Genomic DNA, 20,009 nt, shown 5'->3' with positions numbered 1-20,009 from the left:
TGAAACGGTTTCCGACCAGCTTTGTTTCAACTGGACGCAGTCAGCCCGGCAAGCGCGATTTAATGTGCGCTTCCTGAGCAAGCTGTTGTTTTTGTTAAAGCCGCCGCAGCCGTTGAGCGAACAGATTTTTGCGGACGCGTGCCGCCATGCGGAGGGCCGTACACGCCGGAAAGCCTACCCTGCCGACCTGCTGCACATCACGCTCTTTTGCGTCGGATGTTTTGGGGCAATTCCCGAAAGTTTGATCAGCAGAATCCGCAAGGCGATGGACGGGATCAGCGGCCGGCCATTTCCCGTGACCCTAGACAGATGTGCTGTCTTCGGCAACCGCAGCAGCCATGTCCTGAAAAGCAGTCAAGACATCCCCGAAATTGAAGGCCTTGCGAGACTTCTTCAGCGGCAGCTACGGCGACGCAACCTGCCATTTGTGCCATTCCAGCCGGTCGTTCCGCACATCACGACGATTTACGGATGCGGGAAGATCGACACGATGTCGATTGAGCAACCCTATCATTGGACAGCGGACGATTTTGTGCTGGTTTATAGCCACAACGGGCTGACGCGACACGACGAGTTGGGACGATGGTCGCTATCCGCGCAAGCGAACGATTACGAGCGACCTGCACGACAACTTATCTTGCAAGGCTCTGACATACAGAGCCACTCGGCATCGGATGTATAAAAAACTGACTACGAGCCACCCGGAGGGATTTTGGCACGGAGCAATCAACGTGCACTTTTAACAGCTCTCAACGAGTGCGCCTATGTTAAAGGCGCACAATCCAGGGCGAGGTAGTCTAACCCCGCCGTTGCGGGTATTAGAGCTGAACCTTGTCGAAAGCCTTGGAATCGATACCGAGGGTTTCCAAGTCTGCGCCAGCAGGCTTGCGATGAGCGCGAACGGCAGCCGAGACAGCCATTGCTGCGCCGAATACGGCGAAGGTTTCACCAAAAAACTTACGCGATGTCTTTGCAACGGAACGCATTTTTCTCTCCATCTTTGATGCTCAGATAATGGGTATAAAAGCAGCTGCTTACAATGCAGGATCAAGCAGCAGAGCTATGCATAAATATGCATCCTCGAAGATAATGTGCCTGCTGAAGCTGCAAAAACGAGCAGCATTGCATTGCGCGCCCAGTTTGTTATGCCACTCGGACACGGAACTCGAACAGGCAGGCATTCCATGACCGTCACCATCTTTGGCATCAAGAATTGCGACACGATGAAGAAAGCCCGGACATGGCTTGAAGCGAACGGCACCGAGTACGCCTTCCACGACTACAAGGCGTCGGGTATCGACAAGGTGCACCTTGAAAGCTGGTGTGATGCAGCAGGATGGGAAACAGTTCTCAATCGGGCTGGCACGACGTTCAAGAAGCTTGATGATGCCGACAAGGCCGACCTGACGCGCGAGAAGGCAATCTCGCTGATGCTCGCACAACCATCGATGATCAAGCGTCCGGTGCTTGAGGCAAAGGGCAAGATCACCGTCGGCTTCAAGCCGGAAACCTATGCAGCCCTGTTCGGCTGAGCGGCTGCGTCATGTCGAAGAGCACACGCGCCACCCAGATGCTCGTGAAAGTCGGCGTCTCATTCACCACGGTCACTTATGAATATGACCCGAATGCCGATCGTATCGGTCTTCAGGCTGCCGAGGCTATCGGCGAGCCACCTCACCTCGTGCTGAAGACCCTGATGGCCGAGGTCGATGGCAAGCCGGTCTGCGTTGTCGTGCCTTCCGACCGCGAGGTCAGCATGAAGAAGCTGGCTGTAGCCTTCGGCGGCAAATCCGCCAACATGATGAAACCCGCTGATGCCGAACGCGCCACGGGATATCATGTGGGAGGCATCAGTCCTTTCGGCCAGAAGAAACTCGTGCCGACCGCCATCGAGGCGGAGGCCATGGATCACGGCTATGTCTACATGAATGGTGGGCAACGCGGCCTGCAGATCAGGCTCTCGCCTCAGGACGCAATGAAGGCACTCAAAGCCGAAGCTGCGCCGCTCGTCAGCGATTGACGATCCTGTCGAGCCACACGCCTTGAAAGCATTTGGCTTTCACGACGGATGGGCTATGGTTCGGCACTCTTCATGCAAATATACGAAGGCTGATCATGACCGTTTCCCCCATCGATCCCGTCAAACTCGAAAAACTCGCAGAAGTTGCCATCAAGGTTGGCCTGCAATTGCAAAAAGATCAGGATCTGGTGATTACCGCGCCAATGGCGGCACTGCCGCTGGTGCGCCTTTTGACGAAACACGCCTATATGGCTGGCAGCGGTCTCGTCACCACCTTCTATTCCGATGAGGAAACCACGCTTGCACGCTATCGCCATGCAAGCGATGCGAATTTCGACAGGGCCTCGAGCTGGCTTTACGAGGGCATGGCCAAAGCTTACGCCAATGGCGCTGCGCGTCTGGCGATTGCCGGTGACAACCCGATGCTGCTGGCCAACGAAGATCCGGCCAAGGTCGCACGTGCCAACAAGGCCAACTCCACCGCCTATAAACCGGCGCTCGAGAAGATTTCCAACTTCGACATCAACTGGAACATCATCTCCTATCCGAACCCATCCTGGGCAAAACAGGTCTTCCCTGACCTGCCGGAAGATGAGGCCGTAAAGAAACTGGCCGACGCCATCTTCGCCGCGTCGCGTGTCGATCTTGCCGATCCGGTTGCCGCATGGGCCGACCACAACGCCAATCTTGCAAAGCGTTCGAAATGGCTCAATGGCGAACGGTTCGCCTCGTTGCATTTCACCGGCCCCGGCACCGATGTAACGATCGGCCTTGCAGATGGACATGAATGGCACGGTGGCGCCTCCACTGCGAAAAACGGCGTAACCTGCAACCCGAACATTCCAACCGAGGAAGTCTTCACCACGCCGCACGCGTTGCGTGTCGATGGATATGTTTCCAGCACCAAGCCCCTCTCACATCAGGGTACGCTGATTGATGACATTCAGGTGAAATTCGAAGGTGGACGCATTGTCGAAGCCAAGGCTTCCAAGGGCGAAGCGGTGCTGAACAAGGTTCTCGATACCGATGACGGCGCACGACGGCTCGGTGAGGTGGCGCTCGTTCCGCATTCTTCGCCGATCTCCGCCAGCGGTATTCTCTTCTATAACACGCTGTTTGACGAAAACGCCTCCTGCCACATTGCACTGGGTCAATGCTATTCGAAGTGCTTCCTTGATGGCGCCTCATTGACACCCGAGCAGATCACGGCACAGGGTGGCAACTCCAGTCTCATCCACATCGACTGGATGATCGGCTCCAACAAGGTCGACATCGACGGTATCAAGCCTGACGGATCGAAAGTGGCTGTCATGCGTAAGGGCGAGTGGGCATAACCACCTCTATGATTTTGGGCGGCATCTGGCTTTTCTGACTGAGCCAGACGCTGACCAGCACCATGACGAAACCGACAATTTGCGTTGGCGCAAGGCTCTGACCAAGCGTCAACCATCCGAGCAGCGTCGCAACCACCGGGCTTAAAAAACCGAGAGAGGCGGCGGCGGAAGGCTCGATGCGGGAAAGCCCGCGAAACCACAGAAGATATGTCAGCGCGGCACCAACAAGGCCAAGATAGGCCATGCCAGAGATGTTGGCGACAGTCAGCGACGGTAAAGCGGGCTCGACCAACAATGCCACCGGAACAAGCAAAATGCCGCCTGCGGTCAACTGCCATGCCGTGAAGGTGAGGCTGGAGACCGGTGGCTTCCACTTGCGCGTCAATACCGTTCCGAATGCCATGGACGCAGCGCCAGCCAGTCCTGCTAGAATACCGATACCGTCCAACGCAGCGCCCGGCGTCAGCACAAGAAGACCCACACCAGCCATGCCGATCAAGCCAGCCACGACTGCGAGCTTTCGGACCGCTGTATCGAGAAAGACCCGCGACAGCACAATGACGATCAGTGGCTGCACCGCGCCGACAGTGGCTGCCACACCACCCGGCAGTCGATAGGCCGAAACGAACAACATTGCCCAGAAAAATGAGAAATTCAGCGCGCCAAGCAGAAGGCTGCGTGCCCACCATTTTCCGTGAGGCAAAGTTCTCACCAGCAACAGTAAGAGCAGGCCAGCGGGAAGCGCTCGCAACATGGCGACATGCAGGGGATATCCCTGCGGCAGAAACTCCGTCGTGACGAAGTAGGTGCTGCCCCAGACAGCCGGGGCGAGAGCCGTCAGCAGGATATCGGCGGTGGATGTGGAATTAATCTTCATTTCAAGAATCTCTATCTCAAGATAAATTCATTATCGCTGCTTTTATCTTGACGTCAAGATATCAGTTGATATGCCTGTTGGATGAGCAAAGACACAGCTGATCGCGTCGACCAGATCCTGGCGCAATGGCGCAAGGAAAGACCCGACCTCGACGTTGGACCTATGGGTGTTCTCGGACGGCTACGCCGCCTCAGCATTCACCTCGGCCGCGAAGTGGAGACCGTGCTGTTGAAACACGGACTGTCCTCTTCCGCCTTCGATGTGCTTGCGACCTTGCGCCGCGCGGGCGCGCCTTACCAGTTGTCACCCGGCGATCTGCTGGCGATGACTATGGTCAGCTCTGGCACCATGACCAATCGTATCGACCAGCTCGAAAAGGCTGGCCTTGTGGAACGCGTTCACAACCCGCAAGACCGCCGCAGCGTGCTGATATCGCTTACCGACAAAGGCTTTTCCGTCGTTGAGGACGCCGTGAATGCCCATGTCGACAACCAGCACAGACTGCTCGCCCCGCTCGATGAAAAGGAGCAGGCAGCCCTTGATACGCTGTTGAAACGTTTCCTGCGCGAGTTCGAATAACGACTCCATAGCTAAGGTTTCTGGTCATTACACGAATTGCCGCATTGTTGGCTTGTGTTTGCACGAGAAATCCGATACGCAATTTTCCATAAACCTGTCGTACAGGTTGGAGGAAAAATGTATAACGCAGTTCCGCACGACACAGGCTTGGTCAGCAGCGCCATTGGCGCAATCACACGCCATATTCGCGAAAATGAGCTTGCGCCCGGCGCAAAGTTGCCAAGTGAGCTTTCGCTGTCGCAGCAGCTAGGCGTTTCGCGCACGGTGGTGCGTGAGGCATTTCGTTCGTTGTCGGCCATGCGGCTGATCGACGTCAGCCCTGGGAAAAGGGCGACGGTTGCAACGCTCGATCACGGCGCCATGTCGCTGATGTTCGAACACGGTATTCACACCGAGCAGATCAACATCCAGCAGATCTATGACGTCCGTCGGACAATCGAAGTCAGAACCGTCACGCTCGCGGCGCTGCGAAGAACCGATGAAGAAGCGTTGATCATTCTCGGCCACGCCAATGCGATGAAAAGTGACTTCGGTCACAATGACAGGGTGATGGAACATGACCTTGCCTTCCACCTTGCAATTGCGCGCGCATCCAAGAACCCTGTCTTTGAATTGATCCTCGGCGCCTTCCAGAATGTCACGCGTCAGACCTGGCCGATCGGCTGGAAAAGCCGGACATCGGATGACCAGCGCCGCGCGGCGGGTGAGCTTCACATCGCTATCGGTCAGGCTATTGCCGCAGGCGACCCTCAGACAGCCGCGACGCTGATGGCGCGGCACTTCGACGAAAGCGTGCACGCCCTTCTGGCGGCAGGCATCGCATAACACTCCGGGAGAGACACATGAAAATCACCAAACTAGAGACCGTCCGCGTGGCGGAACGGGCCAACCTGCTCTGGGTTCTGGTTCATACGGATGAAGGTATCACCGGCCTCGGTGAAACCTTCTACGGCGCAGAGACCGTGGAAACCTATGTGCATGAATACATCGCGCCACGCGTTATCGGTCGCGATCCGCTGCAGATCGATCTTCTGGCACAGGATCTCGTCGGTTATCTCGGTTTCCGTTCTTCCGGTGCGGAAGTGCGTGGTAATTCCGCCTTCGACATCGCGCTTTGGGACATTTTCGGCAAAGCCACCAATCAGCCTATCGCACAGCTTCTCGGCGGTTTCAGCCGCAAGGAAATCCGTACCTACAACACCTGCGCTGGCACGGAGTACATCAAGAAGGCGACCGGTCAACAGACGGCCAATTACGGCCTGTCCGGCGGCAAGGACTATGATGATCTGAACGGATTCCTGCACCGCGCTGACGAACTTGCCCATTCACTGCTCGAAGATGGCATCACTGCCATGAAGATCTGGCCGTTCGATGCAGCCGCGGAAAAGACCCGCGGCCAGTACATCTCGATGCCGGACCTGAAAAGCGCACTCGAGCCTTTCGAAAAAATCCGCAAGGCTGTCGGCGACAAGATGGATATCATGGTGGAGTTCCACTCCATGTGGCAGCTTCTGCCGGCCATGCAGATCGCCAAGGCACTGGAACCTTATCAGACCTTCTGGCACGAAGATCCGATCAAGATGGACAGCCTGTCCAGCCTGACGCGATATGCGGCCGTTTCGCCGGCGCCGATCTCCGCATCCGAGACACTCGGCTCACGATGGGCGTTCCGCGACCTCCTGGAAACCGGCGCCGCTGGCGTCGTCATGCTGGATATCAGCTGGTGCGGTGGACTTTCGGAAGCCCGCAAGATCGCCTCAATGGCGGAAGCCTGGCATCTGCCGGTTGCTCCACACGACTGCACTGGACCGGTGGTATTGTGCGCCTCTACCCACCTCTCGCTCAATGCGCCGAACGCGCTTGTGCAGGAAAGCGTGCGCGCCTTCTACAAGACCTGGTATCGCGATCTCGTCACCGCCTTGCCGGAAGTGAAGAACGGCATGATCACCGTACCGCCGGGCGCGGGTCTTGGTATGGAACTGCATCCCGACATCGAAAAATCATTCACTGTCAGCCGCCGCTTCTCGGACGCAAACTCGATCTGATCAGAACAGGCTGCCCTGATTACCTGATCCTGGAGAAGCCGGTTTCACCGGCTTCTTTTTTGGAGCAACCGCTCCTTCCGCAGATGGGGTGACCTCTCCGGTCGTGATTGCCGCGATACGGCCATCGGCAAACTCCATCGAGACCACGGCACCGGATGCTATCGCTTCGGCACGGGTCAGCGGCCGGTTTTCTTCGTCGCGAATGACGGCATAACCACGCTTCAACACGTTCTTGTAAGAAAGCGACTGCAGGATGCGGTCATGCGCCGCAAGACCCGAGCGGTTCTGCGCCATGCGATGCAGCACAGCCGTGTCAGCGCGACGGGTTGCCGTTACGATGCGCTCCTTCTGGCGTTCCAGTTGCCCAAGCAGGCGGGCGGGCAGCGATCGCAGGGAGGAATCCGAGGCAGACACGCGGGCTTGCCCCTGCAGCAGACGGCGCTCCACCAGACCTTCAGCACGCTGCATGCGCTCGGAAATGCGCTGCCGGTGCTGCTTGAGACCGTTGAGCAAAATTTCTGGCCTGAGACCGGAAGCCGGTCGTTCGAAGGCACGACGCTTGTTGAGCGTGGTCATTTCCAGACCCCGTCCAAGGCCACTCGCTGCCTCATCGAAACGACGGCGCGGCAAGGCAAGCAACTGATCGAGTGATGGCAATGCACGCACCAAAGCACGCACACCCTGACGCCGATTTTCCATCTGCCTCGACACGGAGCCTGACAGACGGGCGGCGAGACCGGAAAGCTGCGCATCCAGTTCCGCACGGACCGGCACAGCCATTTCGGCAGCGCCCGTTGGCGTTGGTGCGCGCACATCGGCTGCGTAATCGATCAGGGTCGTATCGGTTTCGTGGCCGACAGCTGAAATCAGCGGAATCTCGCTCTCCGCCGCTGCCCTGACAACGATTTCATCATTGAAGCTCCAGAGGTCCTCAAGGCTGCCGCCGCCACGTGCAACGATCAGCACATCCGGACGCGGAATGTCACCACCACGCTCCAATGCGTTGAAACCGCGAATGGCGTTCGCCACCTCTTCACCAGACCCTTCACCCTGCACCTTGACTGGCCAGACAATGACGTGAACCGGAAAGCGATCTGAAATACGGTGAAGAATATCGCGGATGACGGCGCCGGTCGGCGAGGTGACAACCCCAATCACATGCGGCATGAAAGGAAGGCGGCGCTTGCGTGTAGCGTCGAACAGCCCTTCTGCAGCAAGACGGCGGCGGCGCTCTTCCAAAAGCGCCATCAGCGCGCCCGCACCCGCCGGCTCAAGGCTCTCAATGACAATCTGGTATTTCGAAGATCCGGGGAAGGTTGTGACCTTGCCGGTAGCAATCACCTCCATGCCCTCTTCGGGACGGAACTTCAGCCGCGAAAAAGTGCCCTTCCAGATCACCGCGTCAATGCGGGATCGGTCGTCCTTCAATGAAAAATAGGCATGGCCGGAAGAATGCGGGCCGCGATAACCCGAAATCTCGCCGCGCACCCGAACCTGGTCGAAAGCCGTTTCCACCGTACGCTTGATGGAACCCGAAAGTTCCGAAACCGAGAACTCGGTGAGATTGCTCAAGGGGGCGCTGCCGAAGAAATCACTCATGCCCGTTTGTAACCAAAGCCGACCGATTCGGAAATGCCGCGATTCCCCCTGCATTTTAACAGCGATGAAACCATATTCTCAACCAGAGCGTTCCAAAATGGAGGATGGAGGAGAAAACAAGGGTTCTTTAGGGAATGAGGGCTACGTCTCTCATCGAGCCCGACAACCAAAGAGGAGGTGGCCCAATGATCTTTCTTACCGCCACAATCCTGGGCGTAACCGCCGTCGCGTTGCGCTCCGTATTCAGCATCGTTTTCATCTGCCTGATGCTTGTCGGCACCTATCTGGTCGCGATGGCGACCTCGGCTGCCGCTGTACCGGTGATGTCGCTTTTGATGGCTCTGGCTGGCTACAACTTCGGTGTCATCAGCGTTATCATCAGTCTTCTGGTCCTGCAGCGTCCGCGTATTTCCGAGCCAACGCTGTAATGGCACCGAAGAGCGCGCGTCCGTGAGACCGTCGCGTTTCGCGCTGGCTGAATGCAGTGGCCTGAGCGTCGATCTTCTCATCACTGCACTGCTGTTGCTTGGCTCGACTTTCGATCCGATGATCGCGCGCCTGCCCGGCGCCATCACCGGCATGGTCACCACCATGCTCCTCAACCGGTCGAACAAGCCGTCAGCGACGGTCAGCCGCTTTCTGAAAAACACGCTCACGGTGTTGTCCCGACTTATGGGCATCGGCCTCTTTGTGCTTCTCCAGGCACGCAATCCGCTACTGCAGCCGCTCATAACGCTGGCGTTTTCCGCGATGTCCGGCTTAGCACTCGCCCTGATCGGTTATTCGCGTGTGTGCAAAAGACACACGGCCGGGGCGGATTAAACCTGCTCCCAACCGTCCTTTTCGCCGGCGCGGTAGATGGCATCAATGAAGAGCTGATTTTTCTTTGAGCTTTCCAGGCTGACAACCTCACTCTCGCCCCGAACGGCACGGGCGAATGCCTCGGCTTCGAGTTTATATTGACGGCTATCCTGAAAACGGAAGATTTGTGACTGGCTGTGCGCCTGATTTGTCAATTCGATCTCCTCCGCGCCCCAGCGGTTGGCATTAAAGGGAGACTTGACCTCAATGTAGCCATCCGTGCCGTGAAACACCATGACCTGACGGGCAGCGAGTTGCGTCGCGAGGTAGAAGCTGAGCTCGAAATCACCGAAATCTGCGCGAACGCTGGAATAGATATCCGTACCAAATTCCTTGTCCCGCTCGACGCTCGCCTGCACCCGCTGCGGTTCGGCGCCCGTTGCAAAGCGGGTGACAATTGTCGGGTAGACGCCGATATCGGGCAAGGCGCCACCGCCAAGTTCCGGAATATTGCGCATGTTGCCCGGGTCTCGGTTGAAGTAGCTGAATGCTCCCTGCACGTGTTTCAGCGTGCCAATCGCGCCTTCCGCCAACAAATCCTTCACCTTCTGCCAAACCGGCGCGTAGGTCACCATAAAGGCTTCGGAGATAACCACGCCGTTGCGATCGCGCGCAGCGATCAGGCTGTCGATTTCCTGCGCTTTAAGAGCGATTGGCTTTTCGCACAAAACATGTTTGCCGGCCTCTGCGGCCTTGATTGTCCATTCGACATGCTGAGATGTCGGCAGCGGGATGTAGACGGCGTCGATAACATCTGATGCGAGCATCTCTTCATAAGAACCGAAAGCATGTGGCGCCGAAAAGCGATCGGCAACGCTGCGGGCTTTGCCGAGATCGCGGCTGGCGATGGCCGTCACAACGCAATCTCGCGCGTCCTGTATTGCCGGAATAACGTGATCCTGAGCGATCTTCGCCGTCGAGATTATTCCGAAACGCAGCATTGGTACCTCCTGTGGAAAGCTTTGCAGCCGACCTTATCACCCCCCGCCATGCTGACAAGGCGGCACGAAACGAACGTCATCGCATAAATGTCCGAATTTGTCCCTTCTTCGGCGGCCCCAATGCTTTCGCACGTGTTTTCAATGGAACATTCTGCTATGGATAGAAACCATGGAGACCACAAAATGTCCCTTCTGAATACGGCACTGCTCGTGATCGATGTGCAAGAGTCCTTTCGGCACGCGCCCTATTTCGATAACAGCGAAGTTTCAGCCTTCCTCGGCAAACAGCAGGCGTTGATCGACGGCGCACAGGCTGCGGGTATTCCTGTCGTGCAGATATTTCACGTCGACGGCGACAAGGCGTTTTCGCAAGAGAGCGGTTATGTCCGCACCCTAGAGGGCTTGCGCCTTACCCCTTCGGTCACCTTTCACAAGAACCGCCATTCGGCATTTGCCGGGACTGGCCTCGATATCTGGTTGACGAAAAACGGCATCAACAGGCTCATCGTCTCCGGCATCCGCACCGAACAATGCTGCGAAACCACGACCCGGAACGCTTCCGACCTTGGCTACAGCGTCGATTATGTGACGGAAGCCACATTGACCTTTCCGATGACACATTCATCCGGTGCAACGTTCAGCGCAGAGGATATCCGCACCCGTACCGAACTGGTTGTGGCCGGACGTTTCGCCCGTATTACTACCGTCGAGGGAGCACTCGAAACCACACGCAAGGCTGCATGATGGATCACGGCGGCACGCATATCATTCCGTTCTACACCGTTGTGCCGCCGCACGCTCTTTTGCTGGATATTGCCGGACCGCTGGAAGTCATTCGCTACGCCAATGAGGCGCAGAGCGATATCCATTTCGATTGCCACTACATCGCCGCCCATTCGGTGCAGTCCTCATCCATCGGCCTTGGCATTTGCGGGCTGGAGGCTTTGCCGGACAGTCTTCCCGACAATGCCTTTGTGCTGATCTCTGGCGCCCGATCACGGTTCGACGGAGAACCCGATGCCGAACGGGAAAGGCGAACTCTTTCGAACTGGCTACGCCGTACAACGCGGGCGGACACGACAGTCATTTCGATTTGCTCAGGCGCTCTTCTTGCTGGCGAAGCAGGGTTGTTCGATGGTCTTAGCTGCACGACCCACGCAGACTGCATTGAGGAACTGCGCCGGATTGCGCCGCTGTCTCAGGTCGTTGAAAACCGCTTGTTCGTCCAGAGTGGAAAACGCTTCTCCAGTGCCGGCATTTCAACCGGCATCGATCTTCTGCTGCATATCGTTTCGCAGATGACATCACCCTCTGTGGCTACGCGCATTGCCAAGACCATGGTGATTTACCTGAGACGCAGCGGTAATGATCCACAAATTTCCCCGTGGTTTACCGGCCGCAACCATATCCATCCCGCCATTCACAGGGTTCAGGACAGGGTCATGGCGGAGCCTGCAAACAACTGGAGGCTCGAGGAACTGGCCGATGTCGCCGCACTCAGCGAACGCCATCTATCCCGTCTGTTTCGCGACCACGCCGGCATGGGCGTGATCGATTACGTCAACCTCATGCGGATCAATCTTGCCCGCGAAATTCTCAGTCATACGCGTCTCGGCATGGAAGCCATTGCCGAGAAAGCAGGGTTTTCCTCGGCGCGGCATTTCAGGCGGGTCTGGCAGCAGCACAATACCCATTCACCCAGCCATTTTCGCCACCTGAAAGGTTAGGTTCGTTCCCCATCATTCGCACCGTGATGGAAACCATCAGCCGAATTGAATGGTTATCCCTGACTGCAGTTGCTAACTTCGCCCCGATTTTCAAAGCAATAGGGAGTTTCTCCGTGGAAAAACGCGCACTTGGCCGCACAGGTCTTTCCGTCGCCCCGATCGTATTTGGTGGCAATGTCTTCGGTTGGACGGCGGATGAAAAAACATCCTTCCAGCTTCTCGATGCTTTTTTCGACGCCGGTTTCAACGCCATCGACACGGCAGACGTGTACTCCGCATGGGTTCCAGGCCATCAGGGCGGCGAGTCCGAGGCGATCATCGGCAAATGGTTGAAACAGAGCTCCGTGAAGCGTGAAGACGCAGTAATCGTCACCAAGGTCGGCTTCGACAACAACGAACGCAAGACCGGCCTCAGCGCCGCGTGGATCGCGCAGGCCGTGGACGATTCACTACGCCGCCTTCAGACCGATTACATCGATCTCTATCTCGCCCATAAACCAGACGCGGACGTGCCGCTGGAGGAGACGCTCAATGCCTTCGCCAAGCTGAAAGAACAAGGCAAGATTCGCTCCATCGGTTGCTCAAACTATGATGCCGCGCAGCTTCAGCAGTCGCTCGACGTCGCAGCCAAAACCGATCTGCCTCGTTACGATGTTCTTCAGCCAGAGTATAACCTCTACAACCGTGCCGCCTTCGAAGGCCCGCTGGCCGATCTCTGCGTCAGGGAAGACATCGGCGTCATCAACTATTACAGCCTTGCGGCGGGCTTCCTCACCGGCAAATATCGCAACAAGGCCGATACGGAGGGTGTTGCGCGCAGTTATCGTGTCGGCGAATACGTCAATGCTCGCGGCCTTGCGGTTCTCGGCGCCATGGACACCATTGCCGTGGAAACCGGTGCAAAGCTTGCAGACATCGCCCTGGCGTGGCTGCTGCGCAAACCGGCTGTGACGGCGCCGATTGCCAGCGCGACAAGCCTTTCCCAGCTTGAAAGCTTCAAGCGTGCCGTCAATCTCGACCTCACCGACGAGATGATGACGTTGCTCGACAAGGCTGGTGCGTGAAATGGCACTGACAATTCGTGATGCCCGCAGCCAGTATCATGCAGACTGGCTGCGGCTATGGGCTGATTATCTGGCCTTCTACAGGGTCAATCTCGCCGAGGATGTGACGGCTCATACCTGGGAGCGGATCATCGATCCCGCCTCGCGGGTCTCCATGCGCCTTGCGGTGCTGGATGATAAACCCGTCGGTTTTGCCATTCATCATTTCCACGACTCGACTTGGGTCAAGACGCCGGACTGTTATCTGGAGGATCTGTTTATTGACGAAACGATCCGCGGAAAGGGTATCGGGCGCGCGCTGATGGACGATCTGATTGCCATCTGCAAGGAAAAAGGCTGGTCTCGACTCTATTGGCACACCAATGAAGACAACGCCCAAGCCCGCAAGCTTTACGACAGCTACGTGAAGAGCGACGGGCACATCCGCTATCGCGTCAAGTTTTGATCTAGGCCTTGTAGCGGAAAAAATCCACAAAAGCCCTCAGCGCCGGACGCATCTGCCGGCGCGAGGGATAATAAATGTAGAAGCCGTCAAAGGGTGCACACCAGTCGCCCAGCACACGGACAAGTCTGCCCGCCTTGATATCCTCTTCGATGCGCTGTTCGAAAACGAAGGCAAGGCCTGCCCCGTCAATGGCGGCGCGGCGGATGAGGCTCTGATCTGACAGGATCAGTGGCCCTTGCACATCCACCACCAACGACCGCCCGTCCTTTTCCAATTCCCAGCGATAGATCCGACCACTGGAAAACCGACGGCGGATACAGCGATGCTGCATCAAATCACGGGGATGAAGTGGCACGGAATGATTGTCGAAATAGCCGGGTGACGCGACAATTGCGCCGCGCCACGGACCGCTGGCACGCACGGCAATCATATCCGCCTCCAGATTTTCACCCAACCGCAGGCCCGCATCAAACCCTTTGGCAACGATGTCTTCAAACCGGTCGTCGGTGGAGATTTCCAGCGCGATGTCAGGATAAAGACCGAGAAACTCGCTGATGCGCGGCATCAGCAGATCTTCCGCCGCAAGGCGTGGTAGTGTGACGCGTAACGGCCCGGCGGGGCGGCCGCCATGCTCGGCAAGCGTATCGATGACCGCATCGATATCGGCCAAGGCGGGGGCCAGCGTCTCCAGCAAACGCCTCCCCTCCTCTGTGGGCGAAACGCTGCGTGTGGTGCGGTGCAGAAGGCGTAAACCCAGGCTTTCTTCCAGCGTCGAGACTGCATGGCTGACAGCGGATGGTGCGATGCCAAGTTCGGCAGCGGCCTTGCGGAAGCTGCGACCTTCGGCGACGGCAGCCAATACGGCCAGTTGCGATAGCTGAATGCGGTTCATTGTTCTATTATTTAGAACAACCTGCCCGGATTTACAGCGATTATTTTTAGCGCTGCGGGACGCTAATTTGACGTCACGCCCTCACGACAGGGCGGCTCCTTTGTGGAAGGACGAACAGATGAAAAAAAGAATTCTTGGAAACAACCTCTCCGTATCGGCACTTGGCCTCGGCTGCATGGGCATGACCCATGCCTACAGCCCGGCTGGCGATGAGAACAGCGCCATTGCCACGCTGCACCGTGCCGTCGAACTCGGGGTTACCTTTTTCGACACCGCCGAAGTTTACGGCCCCTATAACAACGAGATCCTTGTCGGCAAGGGCTTGAAGCCCTACCGCGATCAGGTTGTCATCGCTACCAAGTTCGGCTTCAAGATCGATGCCACCAAACCTGCAGGGCAGATGATGGTGGGTACCGACAGTCGCCCCGAGAACGTGCGCGCTGTTGCGGAAGCATCGCTCAAGCGCCTTGGCGTTGATGTCATCGACCTCTTCTACCAGCATCGCGTCGATCCGAACGTCCCGATCGAGGATACGGTGGGCGCCATGGCAGAACTCGTTCGTGAGGGGAAGGTCAAACATCTCGGCCTTTCGGAAGCAAGCGCCGAAACGCTTCGCAAAGCACACTCAGTTCACCCGATCGCCGCGATCCAGAGCGAATACTCGTTGTGGACCCGCGATGTGGAGGAAAACGGCGTGCTGGATACCTGCCGCGAACTGGGCATCGGTTTTGTGCCGTTCAGCCCTTTGGGTCGGGGCGTCCTGACCGGCGCACTGAAGAAACTCGACGGGCTGTCGGATAATGATTTCCGTCGCTCCCTGCCGCGCTTCCAGGCGGAGAATTTCGATGCAAATCTGGCGCTCGTTTCGCTGCTGGAAGAAATGGCTGCCGAAAAAGGTGTGACTGCCGGTCAACTGGCGCTCGCCTGGGTCATGGCGCAGGGCGATTTCATCGTGCCGATCCCCGGCACCACCAAGATCGCCAATCTGGAAACCAACGTCGCTGCCGCAGATATCACGCTGACGAATGACGAAAGCCGCAAACTCGGTGAGCTTCTCTCGCCATCCAGGGTGGCCGGTGGACGATATCCGGAACAACTTTCCAAGATGACAAGCCGATAAATCATCGGGCCAAGTCACTTGGCTCCAATAAAAAAGCCGCGGACATTGCGTCCGCGGCTTTCTTTCATTGATTGACTTCGGCTCAGGCGCGCAACACGCCGCCCGTCGTCTTCTCGACGTTGCCGACGATCTTTGCGGTCAAGGCTTCGAAATCCTCATCCGTCAGGGTCTTGTCGACCGGCTGGATTTGAACCTCGATGGCGATCGACTTCTTGTTTTCACCAAGGGATGCGCCCTCGAAAACGTCGAACACATTCACGCCGGTCACCAGCTTGCGGTCTGCGCTGGTTGCCGCCTTGATGATGGCACCAGCCTCAACCGACTTGTCGACCACGAAAGCGAAATCGCGCTTCACCGCCTGGAAAGGCGAAAGATCAAGCGCAGGCTTGGTACGCGTCGGCTTCTTCTTCGGCTCGGCCATTGCATCGAGATAAATTTCGAAACCGGCATAAACGCCTGACACATCCAGTTCGCCAAGCGTCTTCGGGTGGAATTCACCGAAGTAACCGAGAATGACCTTCGGGCCCATCTTGATCGTGCCTGAACGGCCCGGATGATACCAACCCGGTGCACCGGCTTCGATCTGGACATTGGCCATTGGCAGGCCGCAGGCTTCAATCACGGCCAAAGCATCAGCCTTGGCATCATAGACGTCGACCGGCTTGCCGCCACCTTTGGCAGCGTTGGACCACATACGCCCCGCACCAGCCAGCGATGCCGTGCCGCGGCGAACGCCGCCAGCTACACGACGCTGAGTTTCGGGCGTATCGCCCTCATAGGTGCCGGAGACCTCAAAGATCGCCACATCACCATAACCCTTATCGGCATTGCGCTGAGCAGCCGTTAACAAGCCTGGCAGCAGCGAAGGCCGCATGTCGGACATATCGGCGGCAATCGGGTTGGCGAGCTTCAATGCGGGCAAACCGCCACCGAACAGTTTTGCCTGTGCCTCAGGAATGAAGGACCAGGTCACGGCTTCCAGCATGCCACGGCTTGCCAGTGCGCGCCGCGCAGTGCGGGTGCGGATCTGCAGCGTGGTCAGGATGCGGCCATTGACGGCGCCGAAGCTTTCCAGCGGCTCTGGCTTGATGTTGTCCACGCCATGAATGCGCATGACCTCTTCAACGAGGTCAGCCTTGCCGTCCACGTCCGGGCGCCATGACGGAACCGAAACCTTGACACGCTCGCCAGAACCTTCGACGGCAAAGCCGAGGCCTTTGAGAATGGTCAAGCTTTCTTCGGTCGAAACTTCCAGACCGGTAAGGCGCTTGACTTCGGAAAGCGGGAAGTCAACCACCTTGGGCTGGTAGCCCTTGTAACCGACAACCTTGGCTTCGCCGGCAACGCCACCGCAAAGTTCCAGCACCAGTTGCGTCGTGCGCTCCAGACCCGGAACCATATATTCCGGATCGACGCCACGCTCGAAACGGTAGCGTGCATCGGTGATGATACCGAGCGAGCGGCCTGTTTTGGCAATGTTGATCGGGTCCCAAAGCGCGGATTCGATCAGTACGTCAACGGTGTTCTCATCGCAGCCGGAGTGTTCGCCACCCATGACGCCGCCGATGGATTCCAGACCGTTATCGTCAGCGATGACCACATTGGCAGGGCCGAGCTTGTATTCACGCTGGTCGAGCGCGAGGATGGTTTCACCCTCTTTCGCACGGCGCACGACGAGGTCGCCCTTGACCTTGGCGGCGTCGAAGACGTGCATCGGACGACCCTGATCGAAGGTCATGTAGTTGGTGATGTCCACCAGAGCATTGATCGGACGGAGACCAATGGCGGAAAGGCGTGCCTGCATCCACTTCGGGCTCGGGCCATTCTTGACGCCACGCACGATGCGCAGCGAAAAACCTGGGCAGAGCGCCGCATCGTCCAGTTCCAGCTTCACGTCGACCGACGTGTTGCCTTCGACCTTGAAGGACGGCGCGGACGTGGTCTTGAGTGTACCGAGGCCAGATGCCGCCAGATCGCGGGCAATACCGAAGATCGAGGTGCAGTCCGGGCGGTTCGGCGTCAGGTTGATCTCGATGACCGGATCGTCGAGACCGGCATAAGACGCGAATGACGTGCCGACAGGCGCATCTTCCGGCAGGTCGATGATGCCGTTGTGATCCTCGGAAATGTTGAGCTCTTTTTCCGAGCACATCATGCCGTGGCTTTCGACACCACGGATCTTGCCAACCGACAGCGTGACATCGATGCCCGGAACATAGGTGCCCGGACGTGCCAACGCACCGACGAGACCGGCGCGCGCGTTTGGCGCACCGCAGACGATCTGCACCGGCTTGCCGTCACCCGCATCAACGGAAAGAACCTTGAGACGGTCGGCTTCAGGATGTTTTTCAGCCGTCAGAACCTTGGCGATCACGAACGGCTTGTAAGCCGCCTTGTCGTCGACATCCTCGACCTCAAGACCGATGGCGGTCAGGCGCTCGCAGATCTGTTCCAGAGAGGCATCGGTTTCAAGATGCTCTTTCAGCCAGGAGAGTGTGAATTTCATGTATCTTGCTCCTCGACTTAACCGATCAAACGCTCAGACCGCCGAACAGCGTCGGCATATCGAGCGGGCGGAAGCCGTAGTGGTTCATCCAGCGAACATCGGCGTTGAAGAAATCGCGCAGGTCCGGCATGCCGTATTTCAGCATGGCGATGCGGTCGAGACCCATGCCCCAGGCAAAACCCTGGTACTCGTCCGGGTCCAAACCACCGGCGCGCAGAACATTTGGATGCACCATGCCGCAGCCAAGGATTTCCATCCAGTCGTTGCCTTCACCGAACTTGACGATAGGACCGGAGCGATCACACTGGATATCGACTTCGAAGGACGGTTCCGTGAAGGGGAAGAAGGACGGGCGGAAACGCATGACGACGCTGTCCACCTCAAAGAAGGTCTTGCAGAACTCTTCGAGAATCCAGCGAAGGTTGCCGACATGCGCCTTCTTGTCGATCACAAGGCCCTCAACCTGATGGAACATCGGCGAGTGGGTCGCGTCCGAATCCTGGCGATAGGTCTTGCCTGGAATGACGATGCGGATCGGCGGCTTCTGGCTTTCCATGGTGCGCACCTGAACCGGCGAGGTGTGTGTGCGCAGCACCTTGCGCTCACCCTTTTCATCCGGCTGGAAGAAGAAGGTGTCGTGCATTTCGCGGGCCGGATGCCCCTCAGGGAAGTTCAGTGCCGTGAAGTTGTAATAGTCCGTCTCGATATCCGGGCCTTCGGCAATGGAGAAACCCATATCGGCGAAAATGGCGGTGATTTCATCGACGATCTGGCTGATCGGATGAATGCGACCGCGTTCTGCAGGCGACTGGCGAACAGGAAGGCTGACATCGACCGTTTCAGCCTGAAGACGCGCGGCAATGGCTGCATCCTTCAGGGCGCTCTTGCGTTCGCCGATCAGGTCGGTGATTTCGTTCTTGAGCTGGTTGATGGCGGCGCCGCGTGTCTGGCGCTCTTCCGGGGTCATCGAGCCAAGCGTCTTGAGAAGCTCCGAAACCGAGCCCTTCTTGCCCAGTGCGGATACGCGCACGGCCTCGATAGCCGCCTCATCTGCAGCAACGGCGATCTCCGACATCAATTGCGATTTCAAGGTATCAAGTTCAGTCATTTTTTCCTGCCTCGCCGAGAGCTTTCCCGGCGGCTTCGGGTTTCACAGCATTCATCAGATAGTCGGTCGCCATGATAAAGCGTCGCAGATCACTACCCATCCGTACGCGCCCAATCAACCGGGCAAGGGGTAAAAATCGCCCGAGAATCTCGACCAGACGGCGTAATTCCTCAACGGTGGCGGCGGGCGCGTTTCTGTACCAGCCGGCAAAGGCCGCATCACAGGTTGCCGAAGAATTGCAGGCGCGTGTAGCGACCTGCAAAAAGAGCAGCCAGACATCACGCGCCTGCGCTGTCTGAAGTGGCATGACATCCTGTGGACGTTCTTCGAAATCCATGAAACCGACACGGTCGTTTTCAAGGAAGAAGTCTCGAACATGCGGTCGACCGTGGCAGAGGTCGGCGGCATGCAGTTCCCCGAGTGCCGTGGCGGATTTGACCAGCAACGCGTCATGGTCCTGCGGAGCCCTGCCCTTCAATCCATCCATCCGTTCAGCCAGCGTCTGGCCTACGTCGCCAAGCACAACGGCGGTCTTGGAGGAATAAATGATCGGGGGGACCGGAAAACCCTTGGCCCTGAACACCTGCATCGTTTCGATCTCGCGGCGCATCAAACCCGCACCATCCAGAGGGGGCGACGGACGCATGAAGGTGTAAGGCAGCAGCTTGGCAAGAAAGCTCTGAAGCTTGATCCACGCGGACAGTTTTTCCGTGCCGTGGCGCTTTATCCAGACCGTGAGGCTGGGCAGTTGCAGCTTTTGAATACGCCCCTTGCTCTGCAAGAGGGCCTGCATCAGGGCCGCAATATCTGCGTCCCCCAGATGAACATGAAAACCTTCGGCCTTTTCCGTCTCGCTTGCGGCACCCAACATGTCTTCTGCCCCGCCCAACC

Annotated in this window: 21 protein-coding genes; 14 read left to right on the top strand and 7 right to left on the bottom strand. The window is 57.6% G+C overall.

Features of this window, described 5'->3' with window-relative positions:
* Positions 1 to 91: 91 nt before the first annotated feature.
* From FY156_16310 to FY156_16295, 4 genes are all read left to right on the top strand, one after another.
* Positions 92 to 682 (top strand): 2'-5' RNA ligase, encoded by a 591-nt coding sequence (locus FY156_16310; GenBank protein UXS03183.1) that lies wholly within the window; start codon positions 92 to 94, stop codon positions 680 to 682.
* A 502-nt stretch (positions 683 to 1,184) separates the two neighbouring features.
* Positions 1,185 to 1,532 (top strand): ArsC family reductase, encoded by a 348-nt coding sequence (locus tag FY156_16305; GenBank protein UXS02920.1) that lies wholly within the window; start codon positions 1,185 to 1,187, stop codon positions 1,530 to 1,532.
* A gap of 11 nt (positions 1,533 to 1,543) precedes the next feature.
* Positions 1,544 to 2,020 (top strand): Cys-tRNA(Pro) deacylase, encoded by a 477-nt coding sequence (gene ybaK / locus FY156_16300; GenBank protein UXS02919.1) that lies wholly within the window; start codon positions 1,544 to 1,546, stop codon positions 2,018 to 2,020.
* A 95-nt stretch (positions 2,021 to 2,115) separates the two neighbouring features.
* Positions 2,116 to 3,354 carry an aminopeptidase gene (locus FY156_16295; GenBank protein UXS02918.1) on the top strand — a complete coding sequence of 413 codons (1,239 nt, stop codon included), beginning with the start codon at positions 2,116 to 2,118 and terminating at the stop codon, positions 3,352 to 3,354.
* Here FY156_16295 and FY156_16290 read toward each other — a convergent pair.
* Positions 3,329 to 4,231 carry an EamA family transporter gene (locus tag FY156_16290; protein UXS02917.1) on the bottom strand — a complete coding sequence of 301 codons (903 nt, stop codon included), beginning with the start codon at positions 4,229 to 4,231 and terminating at the stop codon, positions 3,329 to 3,331. The two genes, FY156_16295 and FY156_16290, sit on opposite strands and share 26 nt — an antisense overlap.
* Before the next feature lie 81 nt (positions 4,232 to 4,312).
* Here FY156_16290 and FY156_16285 point away from each other — a divergent pair, with 81 nt between their 5' ends.
* The 3 genes from FY156_16285 (at position 4,313) to FY156_16275 (ending at position 6,855) form a co-directional block, all read left to right on the top strand.
* Entirely contained in the window at positions 4,313 to 4,810 is a 498-nt protein-coding gene (locus FY156_16285; GenBank protein UXS02916.1) for a MarR family transcriptional regulator, read from the top strand.
* Between the two features lie 117 nt (positions 4,811 to 4,927).
* Positions 4,928 to 5,635 (top strand): FadR family transcriptional regulator, encoded by a 708-nt coding sequence (locus FY156_16280; GenBank protein UXS02915.1) that lies wholly within the window; start codon positions 4,928 to 4,930, stop codon positions 5,633 to 5,635.
* Between the two features lie 17 nt (positions 5,636 to 5,652).
* The gene (locus FY156_16275; protein ID UXS02914.1) at positions 5,653 to 6,855 is read left to right on the top strand and encodes a mandelate racemase/muconate lactonizing enzyme family protein; all 1,203 of its coding nucleotides are present in this window, start codon (positions 5,653 to 5,655) and stop codon (positions 6,853 to 6,855) included.
* Here FY156_16275 and FY156_16270 read toward each other — a convergent pair whose 3' ends face one another.
* Entirely contained in the window at positions 6,856 to 8,454 is a 1,599-nt protein-coding gene (locus FY156_16270) for an exodeoxyribonuclease VII large subunit (protein ID UXS02913.1), read from the bottom strand.
* Between the two features lie 185 nt (positions 8,455 to 8,639).
* Here FY156_16270 and FY156_16265 point away from each other — a divergent pair, with 185 nt between their 5' ends.
* Together FY156_16265 and FY156_16260 are read left to right on the top strand one after the other, a co-directional pair.
* Complete coding sequence (locus tag FY156_16265; protein UXS02912.1) at positions 8,640 to 8,882, top strand: hypothetical protein; 243 nt, start codon at positions 8,640 to 8,642, stop codon at positions 8,880 to 8,882.
* 22 nt (positions 8,883 to 8,904) lie between these two features.
* A complete protein-coding gene (locus FY156_16260) occupies positions 8,905 to 9,276 on the top strand; it encodes a hypothetical protein (protein UXS02911.1) in 372 nt (123 codons plus the stop codon).
* Here the strand turns inward: FY156_16260 and FY156_16255 are convergent.
* Positions 9,273 to 10,256: a Gfo/Idh/MocA family oxidoreductase gene (locus FY156_16255; GenBank protein UXS02910.1), complete on the bottom strand. Its 984-nt coding sequence runs from the start codon at positions 10,254 to 10,256 to the stop codon at positions 9,273 to 9,275. The two genes, FY156_16260 and FY156_16255, sit on opposite strands and share 4 nt — an antisense overlap.
* 183 nt (positions 10,257 to 10,439) lie before the next feature.
* Between FY156_16255 and FY156_16250 the strand changes: the two genes are divergently transcribed.
* The 4 genes from FY156_16250 (at position 10,440) to FY156_16235 (ending at position 13,492) form a co-directional block, all read left to right on the top strand.
* Entirely contained in the window at positions 10,440 to 11,000 is a 561-nt protein-coding gene (locus tag FY156_16250) for an isochorismatase family protein (GenBank protein ID UXS02909.1), read from the top strand.
* Positions 11,000 to 11,983: a GlxA family transcriptional regulator gene (locus FY156_16245; GenBank protein UXS03182.1), complete on the top strand. Its 984-nt coding sequence runs from the start codon at positions 11,000 to 11,002 to the stop codon at positions 11,981 to 11,983. The genes FY156_16250 and FY156_16245 overlap by 1 nt, the downstream gene beginning before the upstream one ends.
* A 113-nt stretch (positions 11,984 to 12,096) precedes the next feature.
* On the top strand, positions 12,097 to 13,047 hold the full coding sequence (locus FY156_16240) for an aldo/keto reductase (GenBank protein ID UXS02908.1): 951 nt from the start codon (positions 12,097 to 12,099) through the stop codon (positions 13,045 to 13,047).
* 1 nt (position 13,048) lies between these two features.
* Positions 13,049 to 13,492: a GNAT family N-acetyltransferase gene (locus tag FY156_16235; protein UXS02907.1), complete on the top strand. Its 444-nt coding sequence runs from the start codon at positions 13,049 to 13,051 to the stop codon at positions 13,490 to 13,492.
* A gap of 1 nt (position 13,493) precedes the next feature.
* Here the strand turns inward: FY156_16235 and FY156_16230 are convergent, their stop codons facing one another.
* The gene (locus FY156_16230) at positions 13,494 to 14,384 is read right to left on the bottom strand and encodes a LysR family transcriptional regulator (GenBank protein UXS02906.1); all 891 of its coding nucleotides are present in this window, start codon (positions 14,382 to 14,384) and stop codon (positions 13,494 to 13,496) included.
* 118 nt (positions 14,385 to 14,502) lie between these two features.
* Between FY156_16230 and FY156_16225 the strand changes: the two genes are divergently transcribed.
* On the top strand, positions 14,503 to 15,504 hold the full coding sequence (locus FY156_16225; protein ID UXS02905.1) for an aldo/keto reductase: 1,002 nt from the start codon (positions 14,503 to 14,505) through the stop codon (positions 15,502 to 15,504).
* An 82-nt stretch (positions 15,505 to 15,586) separates the two neighbouring features.
* Here FY156_16225 and FY156_16220 read toward each other — a convergent pair whose 3' ends face one another.
* The 3 genes from FY156_16220 to FY156_16210 are packed head-to-tail and all read right to left on the bottom strand — an operon-like array spanning position 15,587 to position 19,989.
* Positions 15,587 to 18,010, bottom strand: a complete 2,424-nt coding sequence (locus tag FY156_16220) for a phenylalanine--tRNA ligase subunit beta (protein UXS02904.1) — start codon at positions 18,008 to 18,010, stop codon at positions 15,587 to 15,589.
* A 25-nt stretch (positions 18,011 to 18,035) separates the two neighbouring features.
* Positions 18,036 to 19,118 carry a phenylalanine--tRNA ligase subunit alpha gene (pheS, locus tag FY156_16215; protein ID UXS02903.1) on the bottom strand — a complete coding sequence of 361 codons (1,083 nt, stop codon included), beginning with the start codon at positions 19,116 to 19,118 and terminating at the stop codon, positions 18,036 to 18,038.
* On the bottom strand, positions 19,111 to 19,989 hold the full coding sequence (locus FY156_16210; protein ID UXS02902.1) for a serine/threonine protein phosphatase: 879 nt from the start codon (positions 19,987 to 19,989) through the stop codon (positions 19,111 to 19,113). The genes pheS and FY156_16210 overlap by 8 nt, the downstream gene beginning before the upstream one ends.
* Positions 19,990 to 20,009 lie beyond the last annotated feature (20 nt).

This window comes from Agrobacterium tumefaciens (assembly GCA_025559845.1).
In the GTDB taxonomy this organism is placed as follows: domain Bacteria; phylum Pseudomonadota; class Alphaproteobacteria; order Rhizobiales; family Rhizobiaceae; genus Agrobacterium.
Note: the sequence above shows the minus strand (reverse complement) of the source record. Positions and strands in the feature narration are given on the sequence as shown.